We start from the raw sequence: 18,543 nt of genomic DNA on the forward strand, positions 1-18,543 counted from the left end.
AACCTCAATTCACGCCTTTCAATTCAACCCTTGGGCCCGCGATAACGCAGCCGAAATCGCCTCATGCGTCGGATGACGGAAGCGCGCGGCAACGTAGCCATCGGGCCTGAGCAGATAGGCAGCACCCGCCTCGGCGTCGTAGCGCTTTGCGACGAGGCCCGCGGGATCGGCAAGTCCGCCCTCGCCGCCGATGCGGATATCCTTCACGCCTTCGGGCGCGCCGACCTGCGCGCCATTGCTGAACGACAGCAAGGTGAAGTCCGTTCCACCCTTGCGGAAGGCGTCCGTCAGATAGGCCTGCTCGCCCGCACGCGACGAGACGGGCGCATCGAACATGGAACAACCGGGCGACGGTCCGCCGCGCCACGCATCAGCATCGGGCGACGACAGCGACGTATCATATCTGCACGGCACCGAGAGCCGGCCGCCATTGACCATGCGCTTGCCGAACTCCGTTTCCTTGGCCAGCGACAGCACCGCCTTGCGCAGCCGCGCCTCCTGATGCGAGTTCGGCGCCATGAAATCGGTCGAGCGGGTGGATTCGCGGATGTTCTCGTCGGCCGCCAGGCTGCGCTCGACATGGTAGCTGTCGAGCAGGCTGGCGGGCGATTTGCCGCGCAGCACACGATCGAGCTTCCAGGACAGATTCTCCGCGTCCTCCAGACCCGAGTTCGCGCCACGCGCACCGAAGGGCGAGACCTGATGTGCGGAGTCGCCGGCAAAGATCACGCGGCCATGGATGAAGCGGTCCATCCGCCGGCACTGGAATTTATAGAGCGAGATCCACTCGAACTCGAACTTGTCGTGGCCCAGCATGCGCGCAATCCGCGGCCGCACGTTTTCCGGCTTCTTCTCGACAACGGGATCGGCGTAGCGATTGAGCTGAAGGTCGATGCGCCAGACGTCGTCAGGCTGCCGGTGCAGCAGCGCCGAGCGGCCGGCATGAAACGGCGGATCGAACCAGAACCAGCGCTCGGTCGGGAATTCCGCCGTCATCTTGACGTCGGCGATCAGGAACTGGTCCTCGAATACCTGGCCGGCGAACTCGGCGCCAACCATCTGCCGGAGCGACGACCGCGCGCCGTCGCAGGCGACGACATATTGCGCGTAGAGGCGGTAGGCGCCCTCCGGCGTCTCGATCGTCAGCGCGACGGAATCGTTGCGCTGCTCGAGCGCCGTCACCTTGTTGCGCCAGCGCAGGTCGACCTCAGGCAAATCGCTGATGCGATCGACCAGATAGGCCTCGGCATAATATTGCTGCAGATTGATGAAGGCCGGCCGCTTGTGACCGTCTTCCGGCAGCAGGTTGAACTGGTAGAGCTGGGATTCGCCGTGGAAAATGCGGCCGACGCTCCACACCACGCCCTTCTCGACCATGCGGTCGCCGACGCCGAGCCGGTCCCAATATTCCAGCGAGCGTTTCGAGAAGCAGATCGCGCGCGAACCTTCGCCGATGCGGTCGGCATCATCCAGCAGGACGACGCGCTGGCCGCGCTGGGCGAGATCAATCGCCAGCGACAGCCCGACCGGGCCCGCGCCGACGATCACGACCGGATGCTCCGCGGGGCTTGGCCCGGGGCGGTCCTGATCGGGATGACGGCGATAGCCGAACTGGGTTTTGGCCTGATGCGTATTGGCCGGCGCCATACATCAACCTCGGCTCTGGTCAGAAGACGACTGATCTGCTAGATAGTCTCACGTGCAACTATTTTGGACCGGAGCCGGCCGGCCGTCAACTGGAATTCGGAGCGCAAGCCTTGGCGAGGACATCCAGCGATGCGGCGCTGAAGAGACAAGAGGCGGGCGAGGCGTCGCCGCGGCCAAAAACACGGCTCGACCTGTTCAAGTTCGTGCCATTCCGCCTCAACCGGCTTGCGGCGGAGGTGAGTTCCGCGCTCGCGGTCGAGTATCAGGAGCGTCACGGCCTCGATATTCCCGCCTGGCGCGTGATCGCGACGCTCGGCTTCCGCAACGATGCCTGTAGCGCGCAATACATCTCGCAATGCACTCGCACGCACAAATCCACCATCAGCCGCGCGGTGACCATGCTGTTGCACGAGGGGCTGATCGAGCGGGTCGAGAACGAAGCCGACCGCCGCGAATTCCGCCTGCAACTGACGAAGAAAGGCCGCGCACTCTACGAAGAACTGTTCCCGCAATTGCTGCGGCGGGAGGACGAGATCCTCGCCTGCCTCTCGGCGCAGGAGCGCAAGCAGCTCTCGGCGCTGCTCGGCAAGATCGAGCAGAGCCTCGACCTGATCCAGACCAGCGAAGAGGCCGACGCGAAGCAGGCGTATTAGCCGCTGTTGTCATTTCGGGGCGCGCGCAGCGCGAACCCGGAATCCATCGCGCCACCGGTTACGTCGATAAATGGATTCCGGGTTCGCGCTACGCGCGCCCCGGAATGACTGCTCCTATTTCGCAAACGACTTTGACGGCGGCAGGTGCAGCGCCCAGACGTCGACCTTGTCGCTGGCACGCGGATAGATCTCCGTCACGATCGGATCGTGGCCGGGAATGAATCTGTCGGGATGGCCGGCGAGACGCTCGATCGTCTCCCAGCCAACCGCCATGTCACCGACATTGTAGACGATCGGGAACGGGCTGCGGCGCTGGAGATTGGCGTAGTAATGCGCGGCGTCGGAGGCCAGCACCACCGGCCCGCGCGCGGTCTCGACCTTGACCACCTGCAAGCCGTCGGAATGGCCGCCGACCCGGTGCACGGTGACGCCGGGCGCGACCTCGCCGTCACCTGAATAGAACGCAACGCGCTCGCCATAGACATGGCGCACCATCTGCGTGACGTGTTCGACCGAGAACGGATGTCGCAGCAGTCCGTTACACATGCAGCGGCCGGTCGCGTAGGCCATCTCGCGCTCCTGGAGATGGAAGCGCGCGTTCGGGAAGCGGTCGAGATTGCCGGCGTGGTCGTAATGCAGATGCGTCACGATGATGTCGCGAATACTCGACGCCGCGACACCGAAGCGCTCCAGCGCGTCGACCGGATTGAGCGTCAGCTTGCGCGCCCGCGCACTCGCCTCCTCGGCATTGAAGCCGGTGTCGACCAGGATGTCGCGCCCGCCGCCGCGGATCAGCCAGACGAAATAGTCGAGGTCCTGCGCCGCACTGTCATGCGGATCCGGCGCCAGGAAGTTCATGTTGAGGGTGCGCGGCGACATCGTTGCATAGCGCAGTGCGTAGATTTCGTAGGCGTTTCCCATGGCTCTGCTTTTGGTTTTGCTTTTTTGTGAGTGGACCGTCGGGGAGGTACGAGCGCACCAAGCCATTGTCCGCCGGAAAGGTCAAACGCCTCGCGTGATGCGTGGAGGCCCGCTCCAGTGTGAGACCAATCACATTTTCGGCGCCAAGACTCCCGTAAACATGACTTCCCTAACATGGCTCCCCAATAATCATGGGGGTCCTGACATGGCCGCTGCAATGCCCAACCAGATCGCGTCGAGCCCAACCATGATGGCCGGTTCATTCCCCGCGCAGCGCACCCACGCGTTGCGGTCAATCGTCGCGATAATGCCGAATCTCCAAGCGGTTGACGCCCCCTCTCCGCGGTTTGATAATGCACATTGCGTAAGTTAAGGTCGCCGCGGCGCAAGCTGGAACGGCGCCTTTTTGGCTGGACCGCGCTGATTATGAAAATTCGCTTCCTTTTCCTTCTTCCCTTGCTCGTTTCGCTCGTGCCGACCGCTCCGTCGCTTGCGGCCGGCGACCGACATGCGCTGGTCATCGGCAACGCCAAATATCCGGATGCAGACGCCCCGCTGAAGGAGCCGCTCAACGATGCCCGTGACATCGCCGACGAGCTCAAGCGCGACGGCTTTTCGGTCGAAATCGGCGAGAACCTGACCGGTGACGGCATGCGCCGCGCCTTCGACAAGCTCTACGGCAAGATCAAGCCGGGCTCGGTGGCGCTGATATTCTTCAGCGGTTTCGGCATCCAGTCGGCGCGCCAGAGCTACATGCTGCCGGTCGACGCGCAAATCTGGACCGAATCCGACGTGCGCCGCGACGGTTTCAGCCTGGAAGCCGTCCTCGGCGAGCTCAACACCCGTGGCGCCGGCGTCAAGATCGCGCTGGTCGATGCCTCCAGGCGCAACCCGTTCGAGCGCCGGTTCCGCAGCTTCTCGGCCGGCCTGACCCCGGTCATCGCGCCGAACGGCACGCTGGTGATGTATTCGGCGGCGCTGGCCTCGGTGGTCTCCGATGCCGGCGGCGAGCACAGCCTGTTCGTCCAGGAACTGCTGAAGGAAATCCGCGTCCCCGACCTGATGGCCGAGGAGACGCTGAACCGCACCAAGATGGGCGTCACCCGCGCCTCGCGCGGTGAGCAGGTGCCGTGGATATCCTCTTCATTGGCCGAAGATTTCTCGTTCATTCCGGGAGCCGGCGGATCGCGTCCGACAACGCCGCCGGCCGCGCCCCCCGCTCCGCCGCCCGTCGTCGCCAATAACCCGCCGCCGGCACCACCTGCGCCGCCATCACCGCCTCCGCCGCCGAAGCCGGCCGACACGGCAGCCGCACCGGCTCCCGCGCCCGTACCGGCCCCATCACCGAAGCCGCAGGTCGAGGCCGCCCTGCCCCCGCCGCCACCGCCGGTGAAACCGGCCGATCCCGCTCCTGCGCCGAATGCGGACGCCGGGCCTAGCGCGGCCGCGCTGGCGGAGGACCCCACCATCAAGGGCCTGACGGCCAAGATCGCGGCCAATCCTGATGACGTGAACGCGCTGTACCGGCGCGGCCAGGTCTATGCCAGCAAGGGCGCCTACAACCTCGCCATCAAGGATTTCGACGACACGCTCCGGATCAACTCGAAGGACGTCGAGGCGCTGAACAACCGCTGCTGGACCCGCACCGTGGTCGGCGATCTCCAGGCCGCGCTGAAGGATTGCAACGAAGCGCTGCGGCTGCGACCGAATTTCGTCGATGCGCTGGACAGCCGGGGGCTGGTCAATCTGAAATCGGGGGCGGTGAAGAACGCCATCGCCGATTTCGATGCGGCCCTGAGGATCAATCCGCGCCTCACCTCCTCGCTGTACGGACGGGGCCTCGCCAAGCAGCGTAACGGCTCCGCCCAGGAAGGGGCGCTGGATATCGCCAATGCCAAGGCGATGGATCCGAACATCGTTCAGGAATTCGCAAGCTACGGAGTCCGCTAGTATTTTTTTGAATTGAGGCGGCGGACGCCTCGAACCCTCGGCCGCCCAAAACAGACTAAAGGGACGGATGCCGCAGGCGGCCTTTCCCCGGGGGGCCTATTGCAGGAATTTTGGAACCACGCAGGTCAGCTGCGCAGGAGGGACTGGCAAATGAGATTGGCTGCAAAGGGACTTACCGCAATCCTGTCCATCATGGCCATTGGCGCCGCGCTGTCGCTGCCGGCCTCGCCCGCATTCGCCGCCGACGACGGCAACAGCAAGAACGTCACCGAGGACGAGATCGTCCGCGCACTGGCGCCGCCGCAGAAGAAGCCGCTGACCCGCGGCCTCTCGATCGCGCCGCAGGCCGACCCTGCGCCGAGCGCGTCGGAGACCAAGCTGATCCAGTCCGTGCGCGGCCGCTCGACGCGCTCGCTGTCGTCGACCGAGCGCGAGGAAATCGCATCGGTCGCCAAGGACAAGCCGAACATCGATCTCGAGATCACCTTCGACTACAACTCCGCCAATATCAGCACCAAGTCGCTGGCTTCGGTGCAGGCGCTCGGTCGCGCGCTGACCAGCCCCGACCTCAAGGGATCGACCTTCGTGGTCGCCGGCCACACCGACGCCGCCGGTGGCGAAGCCTACAACCAGGACCTGTCGGAGCGCCGCGCGGATGCGATCAAGCGCTACCTGGTCGAGAAGTACAGCATCTCCGCGACCGACCTCGTCACCGTCGGCTACGGCAAGAGCAAGCTGAAGGACCCGAGCCAGCCGATGGCCGAGGTCAACCGCCGCGTGCAGGTCGTCAACATGGAAAACAAGACCACCGCATCGAAGTAAGCACGACGCAATTCTTTGAAATGACCGTTCGTGATGTGGTGTAAAGTCTCGCTTCCAAAGCGCGTCCCGCAGCCTTGCGGGACGCCGCTTTGTTTCAGGGAAACGCTCTCAGCAGGCCTCGTGCGGATGGCCGTGAGCCAGGCCAGGACAATCCGGCGATGAACGTCTCCGACTATCTCAAGCCTGCCGGAACTGTGGCGTTCATCGTCGCGCTCGGCATCGGCTATTATCTGTTCGAGCATCGGCGTCGCCCCGAGGCCAAGGAAACGCCGGGCGAGGCGCTCGTCATCGTGACGAAGTCGACCAATGCCTGCTTCTCCGACCTCGTCCGTGTGACCGGGTTCTTCGTGCCGCGCCGCGAGGCTGTCGTCGTCGCCGACCAGGAAGGTTCCAGGGTCACCGATCTCTTCGTCACCGAAGGGACCATGGTCACCGACAACCAGGAGCTGGCGCGCCTGACGGCACCGCCGCAGATCCCGGGCCAGCCGCAGCGGCCCGGCCCGCAAGGGCCGATCTCGCTGAAAGCGCCGGCGCCGGGCCTCGTCACGGAAGTTCGCACCATCGTCGGCGCGCCCGCCTCGCCGCAGGCCGGCCCGATGTTCCGCATCGCCGTCAACAACGAGATCGAGCTCGACGCCCAGGTTCCGGCCGTGCACATGCCCAAGCTCAGCGCCGGCGCGACCGTGCGCATCAGCCGCGACGACGCGCCCGATTTGATCGGCCGGGTGCGGCTGGTTGCGCCCGAAATCGACCGCACCACCCAGCTCGGCCGCGTCCGCATCAGCGTCACCAACAATCCCTCGCTGAAGGTCGGCGTGTTCGCGCGCGCCTCGATCGACGCCAAGCGAAGCTGCGGCGTCGCGGTGCCCAAGACCGCGATCGACCATCTCACCGTGCAGGTCGTCAAGGGCAACACGATCGAGACGCGCAAGGTGCGGGTCGGGCTGTCGTCCGACACCGCGACGGAAATCCTGGAAGGGCTCGACGTCGGCGAAATCGTCGTGGCCGACGCCGGCTCTTCTCTGCATGACGGCGACCAGATCAAGACCATGTTCGCCGATGAACTCGATCGCACGCGGGTACGCTGATGGCTCTCAATATCTCGGCATGGTCGATCCGGAATCCGCTGCCGTCGGTCGTCTTTTCGATCATCCTCCTGATCCTCGGCTGGACCTCCTTCGCCAAGCTCGCGGTGACGCGGCTGCCCTCGGCCGACATTCCCGTGATCTCGGTCGCGGTGTCGCAGTTCGGTGCTGCGCCCGCCGAGCTCGAATCCCAGGTCACCAAGACCATTGAAGACGCGGTCTCCGGCGTCGAGGGCGTCAGGCACATCACCTCCTCGATCACCGACGGCCTGTCGCTGACCACCATCCAGTTCGCACTGGAGACCAACACCGACCGCGCGCTCAACGACGTCAAGGACGCGGTGACCCGCGTGCGCTCCAACCTGCCGCAGAATGTCACCGAGCCGCTGATCCAGCGCGTCGACGTGATCGGCCTGCCGATCGTCACCTATGCCGCGATCTCGCCCGGCAAGACGCCGGAGCAGCTCTCCTATTTCGTCGACGACGTGGTCAAGCGTGCGCTCCAGGGCGTGCGCGGCGTCGCCCAGGTCGAGCGCATCGGCGGTGTCGAGCGCGAGATCCTGGTCTCGCTCGATCCCGACCGCCTGCAGGCGATGGGCCTGACCGCCGTCAATGTCAGCCAGAGCCTGCGCGGCACCAATGTCGACGTCGCCGGCGGCCGCGCCGAGATCGGCAAGAACGACCAGGCGATCCGCACCCTGGCCGGCGCCAAGACGCTGAGCGACCTCGCCGGCACCATGGTCCCGCTGTTCGGCGGCGGCGAGGTGCGGCTCGACGATCTCGGCACCGTCACCGACACCATCGCCGATCGCCGCACCTTCGCCCGCTTCAACGGCGAGCCGGTGGTCGCGCTCGGCATCAAGCGCTCCAAGGGCGCCAGCGACGTGAAGGTCGCCGACGCCGTGCAGAAGCGCATCGACGCGCTCAAGGCCGCCTATCCCGACGTCGACCTCAAGCTGATCGACACCTCAGTCGAATACACCAACGGCAATTACGAAGCGGCGATCTCGACCCTGTTCGAGGGCGCCATCCTCGCCGTCGTCATCGTGCTGCTGTTCCTGCGCGATCTGCGCGCCACCATCATCGCCGCGATCTCGCTGCCGCTGTCGATCTTCCCGGCATTCTGGGCGATGGACCTCCTCGGCTTCTCGCTCAACCTCGTCAGTTTCCTCGCCATCACGCTGTCGACAGGTATTCTCGTCGACGATGCCATCGTCGAGATCGAGAACATCGTGCGGCACATGAACATGGGCAAATCGCCCTATCGTGCCGCGCTGGAAGCCGCCGACGAGATCGGCCTCGCCGTGATCGCGATCTCGCTCACCATCATCGCGATCTTCGCCCCCGCGAGCTTCATGTCGGGCATCGCCGGACAGTTCTTCAAGCAGTTCGGCATCACCGTCTCGGTGCAGGTGTTCTTCTCGCTGCTCGCGGCGCGCTTCGTCACGCCGGTGCTGGCCGCCTACTTCCTCAAACACGGCCATCACGAGGAGCCGCCGCCCGGCCGCGTGCTCCGGTCCTATCACCGGATCGTGGCGTGGTCGGTGAAGCACTATTTCATCACGGTGCTGATCGGCTTCGGCATCTTCGCCGCCTCGATCTGGAGCATCACGCTGCTGCCGCAGGGCTTCCTGCCGGCGCAGGACAGCGCGCGCTCGCTGCTTGCCCTCGAGCTGCCGCCGGGCACCCAGCTCGCCTACACCGAAAAGGTCACCGAGGACATCGTCGCGCGGCTGCGCAAGCGGCCCGAGGTGAAGAGCATCTTCGTCGACGGCGGGCGCGTACCACCCGGCACCCAGGAAGTCCGGCGCGCCGCCCTGATCATCAACTACACGCCCAAGGGCGATCGCGACATCACCCAGCGCGAGCTGGAATTCTCGATCAGCCAGGAGCTGGAGAACATTCCCGACATCCGCTTCTGGTTCCTCGACGAAAACGGCCTGCGCGCGATCTCGCTGGTCGTGACCGGCGTCGACGCCAACATCGTCAACAACGTCGCCAGCGAGCTCGCGACGCAGATGAAGCGGATCCCGACCATCGCCAACGTGATCTCGGAAACCACGCTGGAGCGGCCCGAGCTGCGCATCGAGCCGCGCGCCGATCTCGCCGCGCGCCTCGGCGTCTCCACCGAAAGCCTGTCGCAGACCATCCGCGTCGCCACCATCGGCGACGTCGGCCCTGCGCTCGCCAAGTTCGACGTCGGCGACCGCCTGGTGCCGATCCGGGTGCAGCTCGAGGACGCCGCGCGCGGCAATCTGAAGACGCTCGAGCAGTTGCGCGTGCCGCTCGGTGAGCGCGGCGAAAAGGGCGGCGTGCCGCTCTCGGTCATCGCCGACGTCAAGCTCGACCAGGGTCCGACCAGCATCAACCGCTACGACCGGGACCGCCAGGCCACCGTTGCCGCCGACCTCGTCGGCTCCGCGGCGCTCGGCGATGCCACCAAGAAGATCAACGAGCTGCCGGTGATGAAGAGCCTGCCGAAGGGCGTGAAGGTCTCGCCTTCCGGCGACGCCGAAAGCCTGAACGAGCTGTCCGACGGCTTCGCCACCGCGATCACCGCGGGCCTGATGATGGTCTATGCCGTGCTGGTGCTGCTGTTCGGCACCTTCCTCCAGCCGATCACCATCCTGTTCTCGCTGCCGCTGTCGATAGGCGGCGCCATCGCGGCCCTGCTCGTCACCGGCAAGCAGCTCACCACGCCTGTGTGGATCGGCATCCTGATGCTGATGGGCATCGTCACCAAGAACGCGATCATGCTGGTGGAATTCGCGATCGAGGCGATCCGCGACGGCAAGCGACGCGACGAAGCGATGATCGACGCCGGCATGAAGCGCGCCCGCCCGATCGTGATGACCACGATCGCGATGGCCGCCGGCATGATGCCAAGCGCGCTCGCAGTCGGCGCCGGCGGCGAATTCCGCTCGCCGATGGCGCTCGCGGTGATCGGCGGCCTGATCTTCTCGACCATCCTGTCGCTGGTGTTCGTGCCCGCGATGTTCATGGTGATGGACGATCTCGGCGCCCTGATCTGGCGCTTCGGCAGCCGGCTGATCGTGCACAGCGAGGATACGGAGGTCCCCGGTCATCACGAAGCTTCGCCGGCACAGCCGGCACCGAAGAACATCGTGCACCCTGCGGCGGAGTAGGGTTCGCGAGAGCCCCTACTCGTTCCGCGCGATCGCCGTCAGCTTGGTCATGTTCCTCAGCAAAATACGGCCGCGCTGAAGATCCAGGATCGCGTCCTTGCGCCAGGCCTGAAGCTGGCGGTTGACGCTCTCGCGGGCGGCGCCGACGAAGACGCCGAGCTGCTCCTGCGAGATGTGCACCTCCGAGCCGAAATCGGCGGCGAGTGCGCAGAGCCGCCGCGCCAGCCGCACCGGCAGCGGCTGCAACATGGACTCTTCCATGCGCTCGCTCTGCCAGCGGATGCGCTGGCACAGCAGCGCGATGATCTTGATCGCGACCTTCGGCTCGCGCTCGAGGAAGGCGAGAAAGTCTTCCCGCCGCAGCACGAACAATTCGCTGGCTTCGCCCGCGGTCGCGTCCGCGGTGCGGTTCTGGCCGTCCAGCACCGCGACCTCGCCGAACAGGTCGCCCGGCCCCATGAAATTCAGCGTCAGCCGGCTGCCGTCGGAGGCGCCGGTCTCGATGCGGACCTGGCCGCGGCGCATGCCGAACAGCGCGTCCCCGGCATCGCCCTTCTGGAACAGCACCTCGCCGTTCGCCAGATGCTGGGTGTGGCAGAGATTGGACAGCCGCTGGAGCTCGTCTGCGCCGAGATCGGCGAACATCGGGTTCATCTTCAGGATGACCGCAAATTCGGCCTGCTTGCTCATTTCAACTTCCTTGTGAATTTACGTGCCAATTTCGCCGGCAAATCGGCTGGAACCATCAACCTCCAGAATCGCGTAAAACCGCGCCGGAGAAGTGTGTCATAAGTCACATAACTTTGCAGCACCCCCTGACTATTTTTGACCGCTTGGAGCGGCTTCCCGTCCCGGGATAAACTCACGCGCATAGGACGGGTGAGCGGCCGGGTTCGGCACCGTGCGTCCGTCGTTGGAAAGTCGACATGAGAGCAGTGAAATTCGCCGGCGCCGCGGTCGCCGCTATCATCATCGTGATCGCGGTTCTCCTCGTGGTCGGGATCCCATCGGGCTTCCTGACCTCGACGATTGCGTCGCGGGTCGAGAGCGCGACAGGCTATCGCCTGTCGATCGACGGCACCACCAGGATCAGCCTGTGGCCGACGCTGAACGTCACCTTGAACGATCTCACGCTTCAGGATCCGAAGGACCGCAGCGGCATCACGCGCCTCACGGTCGACAGCGTGCAGGCCGACATGTCGCTCGCGAGCGTCTGGTCGGGCCGCCCGAAGATCAGCGAGCTCGTCGTCACCCGTCCCGTGCTCTACCAGCCGCTGCTGCGTGAGCGCCTGCCCAACCCCGGCGCCGCGTCGAAGCCGCTCACGCTCGACACGGATGGCGCGACCATCGACCGCGTCAAGATCACCGACGGCGAGGTCGCATTCGCGCGCGTGCGCGATCGCGTCGAGGGCCGCATCAGCGCCATCAACGCCGACGCGATCGTTGATCGCGACCGCAAGGTCAACATCACCGGCACCGCGCGCGTCGGCGAGCACCCGACCAGGTTCGACATCAAGGCGACGACGCCCGCGCCGCCAGCCGACCGGCCGACGATCCCGGTGGATTTCGCCATCGACATGCCAGATGTGCTGAAGTCCCGGCTCGCGGGTCACGCCGAGATGCGGCTGAGCGGCGATGTCGTGATGATCAACGGCGTGAACGGCACGCTCGGCGACGGCGCGTTCAACGGCTGGGCCTCGGTCGACATCGCGAGCAAGCCCCTGGTCAAGGTCGATCTCGACTTCCAGCGGCTCGCGATTCCGCTGGCGAAATCGCCGGACGGCGCATCCGGGCAGCCCTGGAGCAATGCGCCGATCGACGTGTCCGGCCTCAACTATGTCGATGCACAAATCAGGATCTCCGCGAACGATGCCGTGATCGGCGATGCGCATCTTGCGCCGCTGGCGCTCGATGCAAAGCTCGCCGGCGGCGTGCTGAAGGCCGGCACCGCCAATCTCGGCGCCTATAGCGGCCAGGTCTCCGGCGAGGTGATCCTGGATGCCACCAGTGGCGCGCCGAGCTTTGCCATGCATTCCGACCTCGTCGGCGTGCGCGCGCTGCCGCTGCTCCAGGGCCTTGCCGAATTCGACCGCATCGACGGCAAACTGCAAGCCAAGCTCGCATTGCGCAGCGCCGGCACCAGCCAGCGCGCCTTGATGGCGAACATGCAGGGCACGGCCTTCGTCAATTTCCAGGACGGCGCCATCCGCGGCATCAACGTCGCGCAGATGATCCGCTCGCTGACATCGGGCACGCTGTCCGGCTGGCAAGAGAACCAGAACCCCAGCCAGGACCAGAGCACGGATTTGTCGCAGCTCTCGGCCTCCTTCCGCATCGACAAGGGACAGGCCGTGACGACCGATCTCAATCTGATCGGGCCGCTGGTGCGCGTGACCGGCGCCGGCACGATCGCGCTCGACACCAAGATGATGGGCTTTCGCGTCGAGCCGAAGCTGGTGATGACCACCGAAGGCCAGGGCCGCGCCTCCGAGCCGGTCGGCTTCGGCATCCCCGTGATGATCCAGGGCAGCTGGTCGCAACCGCGGATCTACCCTGACATGGCCGGCGTGCTCGACAATCCGGACGCCGCCTATGCCAAGCTGCGCGAGATGGGCAAGGGCCTGTTCGGGCCTGATGGCGCCGGGCTCGGCAATATCCTCGGCAGCCTCGGTCTCGGCGGCACAACCGCGCCGGGTGGCAGCAATGCAGCCGGCAACGCCAATCCGCAAACCCAGCAGCCGGGGCAGAACAATCTGCTCGGCGGCCCGCTTGGCGAGGCGATCGGCAATCTGATCCAGCAGGGGCTTTCCAGCGGAGCTGCAACCGGCACTGGCGCTGGCACTGGGACTGCTACTGGCACCGGCCGCAGCCGCGGCCTGCCCGCAACGCCATCCACACCGGCACCGCAGGCCTCGCCGGCGCCCCCGGCCCCGGACGCGCCGCCGGTGGCGCAGCAGGACAGCCAGCCGATGAATGACGTGCTGCGGCAGCTCTTTAATCGATGATTGGCGGACCAACGGGCTGGACTTCACGCCGATCCCTTACCTCGGCTTCGCCATTGCCTGCTTCCTCCGAACGGAGGAGGCTGCGGCAATTCACCACCCTTTCGGCCCGCCCGGGCGTCCGCAGCGGGTAACCACGCTGGCCGGTCGACCGGTCCCGGGACGTCCCTTGGCCCAAATTGTGATAGAAGGGCGGCGGGGCCCGGACGGGCCGTAGCGCCGGCGTCGATGGCGGCGCGAGAGGATCCGGATGGCGGGAGCGAACGACAAGACACGGTTTCTGCGCGAGGGCTTGTTCGCCAAATACGTCGTCTCCCTCGTCGGCCTCGTCGTGTTCGTCCTCGCGGTCAACGGCGCGATGGAGACCTGGATCTCCTATCGCGCCACCAAGACGCAGCTGGCCGACGGGCTGGAGGACAAGGCCCAGGCCGTTGCCCGGCGCATGGAACAGTCGATCTCCGAGCTCGAGCGCCAGATCAGCTGGGTGACCCGCGCGAGCCAGGACACCCTCGAGAAGCGCCGCGCCGACTACGCCCAGCTCCTGCACCAGGTCGCGGTCGTCAACCAGCTGTTCCAGCTCAACGGCGACGGCCGCGAGGTGCTGCGCGTCTCGCGCCAGTCGACCACGACCGGCGGCAACGCCGATCTCTCCCGCGACATGCGCTTCACCGACACCGTCGCGCGCGGCGTCAGCTACGCGCCGGCCTGGTTCTCCGACCGGACCCCGTTCATGTCGATCTCGGTGGCGCATTCCGGCTTCAACGCCGGCGTCACGGTGGCCGAGATCGATCTCAGCTTCCTCTCCGAATTGCTGTCCGACGCCCAGGTCGGCAAGGCGGCCTTTGCCTATGTGGTCGATCCGCGCGGCCGCGTGCTGGCAACGTCCGCGAAGGGCCCCGATGTCGGCAAGGACCTGTCGAAGCTGCCGCAGGTGGCTGCCGCGATTTCGCCCGGCCGCGAGCCCGACACCTCCGGCACCGACTTCAACGGCCATTCGGTGCTGTCAGCCGCGAGCACCGTGCCGAAACTCGGCTGGAGCGTGATGTTCGAGCAGCCGACCACGCAGGCCCTGACGCCGATCCGCGACCAGCTGGTGCGCATCGCGCTCTTGATCGGCATGGGCCTGATGGTCGCGATCCTCGCCGGCACCCTGCTCGCCCGCCGCATGATCATTCCGATCACGGCGCTGCGCGACGGTGCGCACAAGCTCGGCGAAGGCGATTTCAGCCATCGCATCGACGTGCACACCTCCGACGAGCTGGAAGACCTCGCCGGCCAGTTCAACCGCATGGCCGTTCAGATTCAGGAGACCTATTCGAACCTGGAGACCAAGGTCGAGGAGCGCACCCGCGATCTCGCGCAGTCGATCAACGAGCTCAAGGTGCTGGAAGAGGTCGGCCGCGCGGTCGCCTCATCGCTCGATCTCAACGCGGTGCTGCCGACGATCGCCGCGAACGCGATCGAGATCACCCATGCCGACGCGGTGCTGATCTACGGCTTCGATGCCGAGACGCGCCGCTTCAACCTGGTCGAATCCAACGGCATCGACAAATCGGCCGACGGCGCCCACGTCACGATCGACGAAGGCGAGAACATCCTGAGCGATGCCGCGGCGAGCTGTGAGCCGATCGCGCTTGCCGACCTCGACCACGCGGCCGAGCAGCCGCTGCGCGACGTCGCGATCGAAGCCGGCTTCCGCTCGGTGCTGGTGGTGCCGCTGGTGGACCAGCAGGGTACGCTCGGCTCGCTGGTGGTGCTGCGCCGCGCCGGCGGCGAGTTCGCCGGCAGCATCATCGGCCTGATGCGCACCTTCGCCAACCAGGCGGTGCTGGCGATGCGCAATGCGCGCCTGTTCACCGAGGTCGATCACAAGAGCCACGCGCTGGAGGCGGCGCACGAGACCGTGCGCGCCCAGGCGGACAAGCTGCGCGTGCAGACCGAGCAGCTCAAGGACTGGAACAAGTCGCTGGAGGAGCGCGTCAAGACCCAGCTCGGCGAGATCGAGCGCATCCGCAAGCTCGAGCGGTTCCTGGCACCGCAGGTCGCGCAGTTGATCGCCTCCTCCGACAGCCCCGAGGGGCTGCTCACCAGCCAGCGCCGCGAGGTAACGGTCGTGTTCTGCGACCTGCGCGGCTTCACGGCGTTCACGGAAGCGACCGAACCGGAAGAGGCGATGAACGTGCTGCGCGAATATCACGCGGCGCTCGGCAAACTGATCTTCAAATACGAGGGCACGCTCGACAAATATTCCGGCGACGGCGTGATGATCCTGTTCAACGCGCCGATCCAGTTCGACGACCACACGAAACGCGCGGTGAAGATGGCGGTGGAAATGCGCGAAACGATCGGCCCGCTGACCGAGCGCTGGCGCAACCGCGGCCACAGCCTCGGCTTCGGCATCGGCATCGCGCTCGGCTATGCCACGCTCGGCCAGGTCGGCTTCGAGCAGCGGCTGGAATATGCCGCGATCGGCAGCGTCACCAACCTCGCCTCCCGCCTCTGCGGCGAGGCCAAGGCTGGCCAGATCGTGGTGAGCCGCCGCGTCTACGGCATCGTCGAGCCCTGGGTCGAGGCGCGCGCGCTCGACGATCTCCAGCTCAAGGGCTTCAACCACCCCGTGCTGGCGATGGAGATACTGAGCTGGCGCGAGGAAGTGGAGAACGTGGTGGACGCCGCGGCGGCGCGAAGGCGGGGGTGAGTTCTTTCTCAATCCGTGAGGAAGGCAAAATCTTCCCCGGGTCGTCCCGGCGAAGGCCGGGACCCATACCGCGGAATCTATCGATCGCGATGGTGTTAGTACAGAACGTGTAATCTTCGCCAAACTCCTCCCTGGGGTTATGGGTCCCGGCCTTCGCCGGGACGACAGCGGAATTTGAGGCGCCGGTTGCGAATGATATCTGCATCCTATTTTGCGGACCCCTCCCACGAACCGCATCACCCCTCCCCGCGACTAACCATCGCCTCGACGGCGAGGCAGGCTTCGGATGGAGACGATCGTGACGTTTGCCTTGCCTTCGCGTGCTTATGATTTGCAGATGCTGGACGGTCCCGCCGATCGCGCGCGCGACCACGGCTGGGTCTATGGACTGCCGCCGGGCATCAGCAGCGAGCAATGGCCGCTCGATCCCGTCACCGGTTTTCCGCTGATGCACGGCTTCACGCTTCTGCTGCCGGAGGACTATCGCGTGCATGGCGCGGACATCGTCGCGGTGTCGTTCTTTGCGACGCCGCCCGATCACAATGACGGCGGCGCGGTTGACGATCCCGATATCCGCGATGCCGTGCTGGCGCGGCCGGCGCATCCGCGGCTCTCGCGCATGACCGACATCCTCGATTACGAATATGCCGCGCTGCTGTTGACCGCAGCCGAATACGAGGGCGCGTTCGCGACGCCGCCGGCACCGCTTGCGCTTGCGACGGCGGAGCGGCCGCGCTGGCTCGATGTCGGCGGCGCCAGCGCTTTCTTCGAGTCCGCCCCGCCCTTCGCGCAGAAGATGTTCGCCGGCCCTCCGCGGGCCGATCTGGCGGAGAACCTCGCGATCGCCTTGACGCCGCGCGCGACCGATCCCAACGCCGGCAAGGCCCCGCAGGACCCGCACTTCCCGCGCAACCCGCCGAGCGATTATCAGTCCTACTACTACTTTGTCGGCGGCGCCCCGAGCACCGAGAATTACCGCCTGCACGATTGGAGCAAGGACCACGCCCACAACCATCTCGGCGGCACCATGCGGCCCTGCCAGGCGGTGCCGGAGATGAGCCCGTTCTACATCGAGTTCGAGGAATATTTCGGTGGCTACAATTTCGGCACCGGCAACGCGCAGCTCGACTTCAAGGATATGAAGTTCGACTGGGCGTGCGGGTGATCACGCCCCGCGCTTTGGTCCGATCGCCTCGAAGCCGGCCTTCTGCTCGTCGCTCAAGTCAGCCTCGAAATCGTCGAGCGCATCAGTGACGGCGTTCACCGCTTGCAGCATCGCCGCCAGCCGTGCCTTCACGGCCGCGAGGCGGGCCAGCGGTGTCGCGGCGGCCTCCGCAGGGCAGGCGCTCAGCGTCTCCATGGTGCGCAGCGTGGTGTCCTGGAGCACGTCGAGGCGGGCGCGGGCGGTGTCGTCCAGACGAAGCGTGGTGGCCATATCGGCGACAGGCCATTGCTGCTGCACGAGCTGCTCATACTGGCGCTGCGCCTTTTCGTCGTAGCGGGGATCGTAGTCCGGTCGGCAAGCGGCGGCGGCCTGCGCGTCCTTGGGCTGGCGAGACGCCAGCGCCGCGCGACGATCATTGGCGAGGGCATTGAGCCTGGCTTTCTGGTCGTCGTTGAGGAGACCTGCGAACTTCGCGAGCGGCGCTTCGATCGCATCCGTCGCCTTGATCATGGCCCCGATGCGCTCGCGCATCAGGCCGAGACGCTCCGATGCGGTCGCCAGCGCCTGTGCCGGACAGGCGGCGCGGATGGTGTCGCGCGCTCCATTCCAGGCGGCGGCAAGATCGTCGAGCGCTGCGCGCTGCAACTCGCTCGGTGCTACCACCGCGGCGATGCGATCAACGGGCAGGCCGCCGGTATCGCTGGCGTCGCAAATGTCCTCGATCGAGGGGACCTTTCGCGCGCGCCTGCCTTGCGACGCGGTGTAGGCGGCGAGCTCGGTGGCAGCATAGGGCGAGAAGATCGCGGCATAGATGTCGCCATAGCCGTAGAGCGAGAGACTGGTCGTATCGCCGAAGACGACCGCATTGGCGAGATCGTCATGTGCGAACGGCCAGAACACCGGACCGGCCCAGCCATAGCTGCCATCGGGGTGGCGCCACCAGCCCTGCGGGCTGCGGCCGCCGTGCCAGCCCGACAGCGCCGCTTGCGCCGTGAGCGCCGCACGCAGGATGGCGGGATTGGGCGGTTGCCGGCTCTCGGCACCACGGGGATCCTGGGAGCGCAATGCGGCGGAGCGGTATCGGCCGCCCCGCACCGCCATGCGGGCATGGCGCAGGCGCGACATGCCGATAACGTGGCCGACGGCGAACCGCGCGACACCGAGCGGCCCGCCGCGCAATCCGAACTGCGCTTCGGCTTTGTTCGGCAGCAGCACGGCCAGAATGACAAGGCTGGCGCCCGCCAGCGCGAGGCGCATCCGTGATCCCGACATGACCGCTGACCTGACCACCTTGGCCCTCCTCCAGCGCCAAGCGCGAACCACCTCAAATCACATGACGCACGAGGGAACCAAAGGTTCCGCTAGTGTGAGGGTCAAAGCGTCGCGGCGATGAGAATCCTGACTGTCCATGTCGCGGAGACAGCCCCTTACCCCCTCGTAAGGACGGGGAGAGG

General features: G+C 66.1%; 12 protein-coding genes. 8 read left to right on the forward strand and 4 right to left on the reverse strand.

Annotated features, from left to right (window positions below):
• Nucleotides 1-18: 18 nt before the first annotated feature.
• On the reverse strand, nt 19-1,647 hold the full coding sequence (locus tag A3M7_RS0127215; protein ID WP_027546757.1) for an FAD-dependent oxidoreductase: 1,629 nt from the start codon (nt 1,645-1,647) through the stop codon (nt 19-21).
• Nucleotides 1,648-1,757: 110 nt separating this feature from the next.
• Here A3M7_RS0127215 and A3M7_RS0127220 point away from each other — a divergent pair, with 110 nt between their 5' ends.
• Nucleotides 1,758-2,300 carry a MarR family winged helix-turn-helix transcriptional regulator gene (locus A3M7_RS0127220; protein ID WP_027546758.1) on the forward strand — a complete coding sequence of 181 codons (543 nt, stop codon included), beginning with the start codon at nt 1,758-1,760 and terminating at the stop codon, nt 2,298-2,300.
• A 114-nt stretch (nt 2,301-2,414) separates the two neighbouring features.
• On the opposite strand, the gene A3M7_RS0127225 is transcribed toward A3M7_RS0127220, so the two are convergent.
• A complete protein-coding gene (locus A3M7_RS0127225) occupies nt 2,415-3,221 on the reverse strand; it encodes an N-acyl homoserine lactonase family protein (protein ID WP_027546759.1) in 807 nt (268 codons plus the stop codon).
• 426 nt (nt 3,222-3,647) lie between these two features.
• Here A3M7_RS0127225 and A3M7_RS0127230 point away from each other — a divergent pair, with 426 nt between their 5' ends.
• From A3M7_RS0127230 to A3M7_RS0127245, 4 genes are all read left to right on the forward strand, one after another.
• Nucleotides 3,648-5,171, forward strand: coding sequence for a caspase family protein (locus tag A3M7_RS0127230; protein ID WP_027546760.1), 1,524 nt, complete (start codon nt 3,648-3,650; stop codon nt 5,169-5,171).
• 150 nt (nt 5,172-5,321) lie between these two features.
• Nucleotides 5,322-5,993 carry an OmpA family protein gene (locus A3M7_RS0127235; protein ID WP_027546761.1) on the forward strand — a complete coding sequence of 224 codons (672 nt, stop codon included), beginning with the start codon at nt 5,322-5,324 and terminating at the stop codon, nt 5,991-5,993.
• A gap of 158 nt (nt 5,994-6,151) precedes the next feature.
• A complete protein-coding gene (locus A3M7_RS0127240) occupies nt 6,152-7,081 on the forward strand; it encodes an efflux RND transporter periplasmic adaptor subunit (protein ID WP_027546762.1) in 930 nt (309 codons plus the stop codon).
• A complete protein-coding gene (locus tag A3M7_RS0127245) occupies nt 7,081-10,224 on the forward strand; it encodes an efflux RND transporter permease subunit (protein WP_027546763.1) in 3,144 nt (1,047 codons plus the stop codon). The genes A3M7_RS0127240 and A3M7_RS0127245 overlap by 1 nt, the downstream gene beginning before the upstream one ends.
• Before the next feature lie 15 nt (nt 10,225-10,239).
• Here the strand turns inward: A3M7_RS0127245 and A3M7_RS0127250 are convergent, their stop codons facing one another.
• Nucleotides 10,240-10,914: a Crp/Fnr family transcriptional regulator gene (locus tag A3M7_RS0127250; protein WP_027546764.1), complete on the reverse strand. Its 675-nt coding sequence runs from the start codon at nt 10,912-10,914 to the stop codon at nt 10,240-10,242.
• Between the two features lie 236 nt (nt 10,915-11,150).
• Here A3M7_RS0127250 and A3M7_RS0127255 point away from each other — a divergent pair, with 236 nt between their 5' ends.
• The 3 genes from A3M7_RS0127255 (at nt 11,151) to A3M7_RS0127265 (ending at nt 17,089) form a co-directional block, all read left to right on the forward strand.
• Nucleotides 11,151-13,229, forward strand: a complete 2,079-nt coding sequence (locus A3M7_RS0127255; RefSeq protein WP_027546765.1) for an AsmA family protein — start codon at nt 11,151-11,153, stop codon at nt 13,227-13,229.
• 247 nt (nt 13,230-13,476) lie between these two features.
• Nucleotides 13,477-15,924, forward strand: a complete 2,448-nt coding sequence (locus A3M7_RS0127260; RefSeq protein WP_027546766.1) for an adenylate/guanylate cyclase domain-containing protein — start codon at nt 13,477-13,479, stop codon at nt 15,922-15,924.
• A 298-nt stretch (nt 15,925-16,222) separates the two neighbouring features.
• Entirely contained in the window at nt 16,223-17,089 is an 867-nt protein-coding gene (locus A3M7_RS0127265) for a hypothetical protein (protein WP_027546767.1), read from the forward strand.
• Here the strand turns inward: A3M7_RS0127265 and A3M7_RS0127270 are convergent, their stop codons facing one another.
• Nucleotides 17,090-18,361 (reverse strand): Spy/CpxP family protein refolding chaperone, encoded by a 1,272-nt coding sequence (locus A3M7_RS0127270; RefSeq protein ID WP_049823720.1) that lies wholly within the window; start codon nt 18,359-18,361, stop codon nt 17,090-17,092.
• Nucleotides 18,362-18,543: the final 182 nt, after the last annotated feature.

Origin of the sequence: Bradyrhizobium sp. WSM2254 (assembly GCF_000472645.1) — a bacterium.
Taxonomy (GTDB): Bacteria; Pseudomonadota; Alphaproteobacteria; order Rhizobiales; family Xanthobacteraceae; genus Bradyrhizobium; species Bradyrhizobium niftali.

Bases quoted from the DNA above. Each gene is read 5' to 3' on its own strand.
- A3M7_RS0127215 (WP_027546757.1), bottom strand. From the start codon at position 1,647: ATGGCGCCGGCCAATACGCATCAGGCCAAAACCCAGTTCGGCTATCGC.
- A3M7_RS0127225 (WP_027546759.1), bottom strand. From the start codon at position 3,221: ATGGGAAACGCCTACGAAATCTACGCACTGCGCTATGCAACGATGTCG.
- A3M7_RS0127230 (WP_027546760.1), top strand. From the start codon at position 3,648: ATGAAAATTCGCTTCCTTTTCCTTCTTCCCTTGCTCGTTTCGCTCGTG.
- A3M7_RS0127235 (WP_027546761.1), top strand. From the start codon at position 5,322: ATGAGATTGGCTGCAAAGGGACTTACCGCAATCCTGTCCATCATGGCC.
- A3M7_RS0127240 (WP_027546762.1), top strand. From the start codon at position 6,152: ATGAACGTCTCCGACTATCTCAAGCCTGCCGGAACTGTGGCGTTCATC.
- A3M7_RS0127245 (WP_027546763.1), top strand. From the start codon at position 7,081: ATGGCTCTCAATATCTCGGCATGGTCGATCCGGAATCCGCTGCCGTCG.
- A3M7_RS0127250 (WP_027546764.1), bottom strand. From the start codon at position 10,914: ATGAGCAAGCAGGCCGAATTTGCGGTCATCCTGAAGATGAACCCGATG.
- A3M7_RS0127255 (WP_027546765.1), top strand. From the start codon at position 11,151: ATGAGAGCAGTGAAATTCGCCGGCGCCGCGGTCGCCGCTATCATCATC.
- A3M7_RS0127260 (WP_027546766.1), top strand. From the start codon at position 13,477: ATGGCGGGAGCGAACGACAAGACACGGTTTCTGCGCGAGGGCTTGTTC.
- A3M7_RS0127270 (WP_049823720.1), bottom strand. From the start codon at position 18,361: ATGTCGGGATCACGGATGCGCCTCGCGCTGGCGGGCGCCAGCCTTGTC.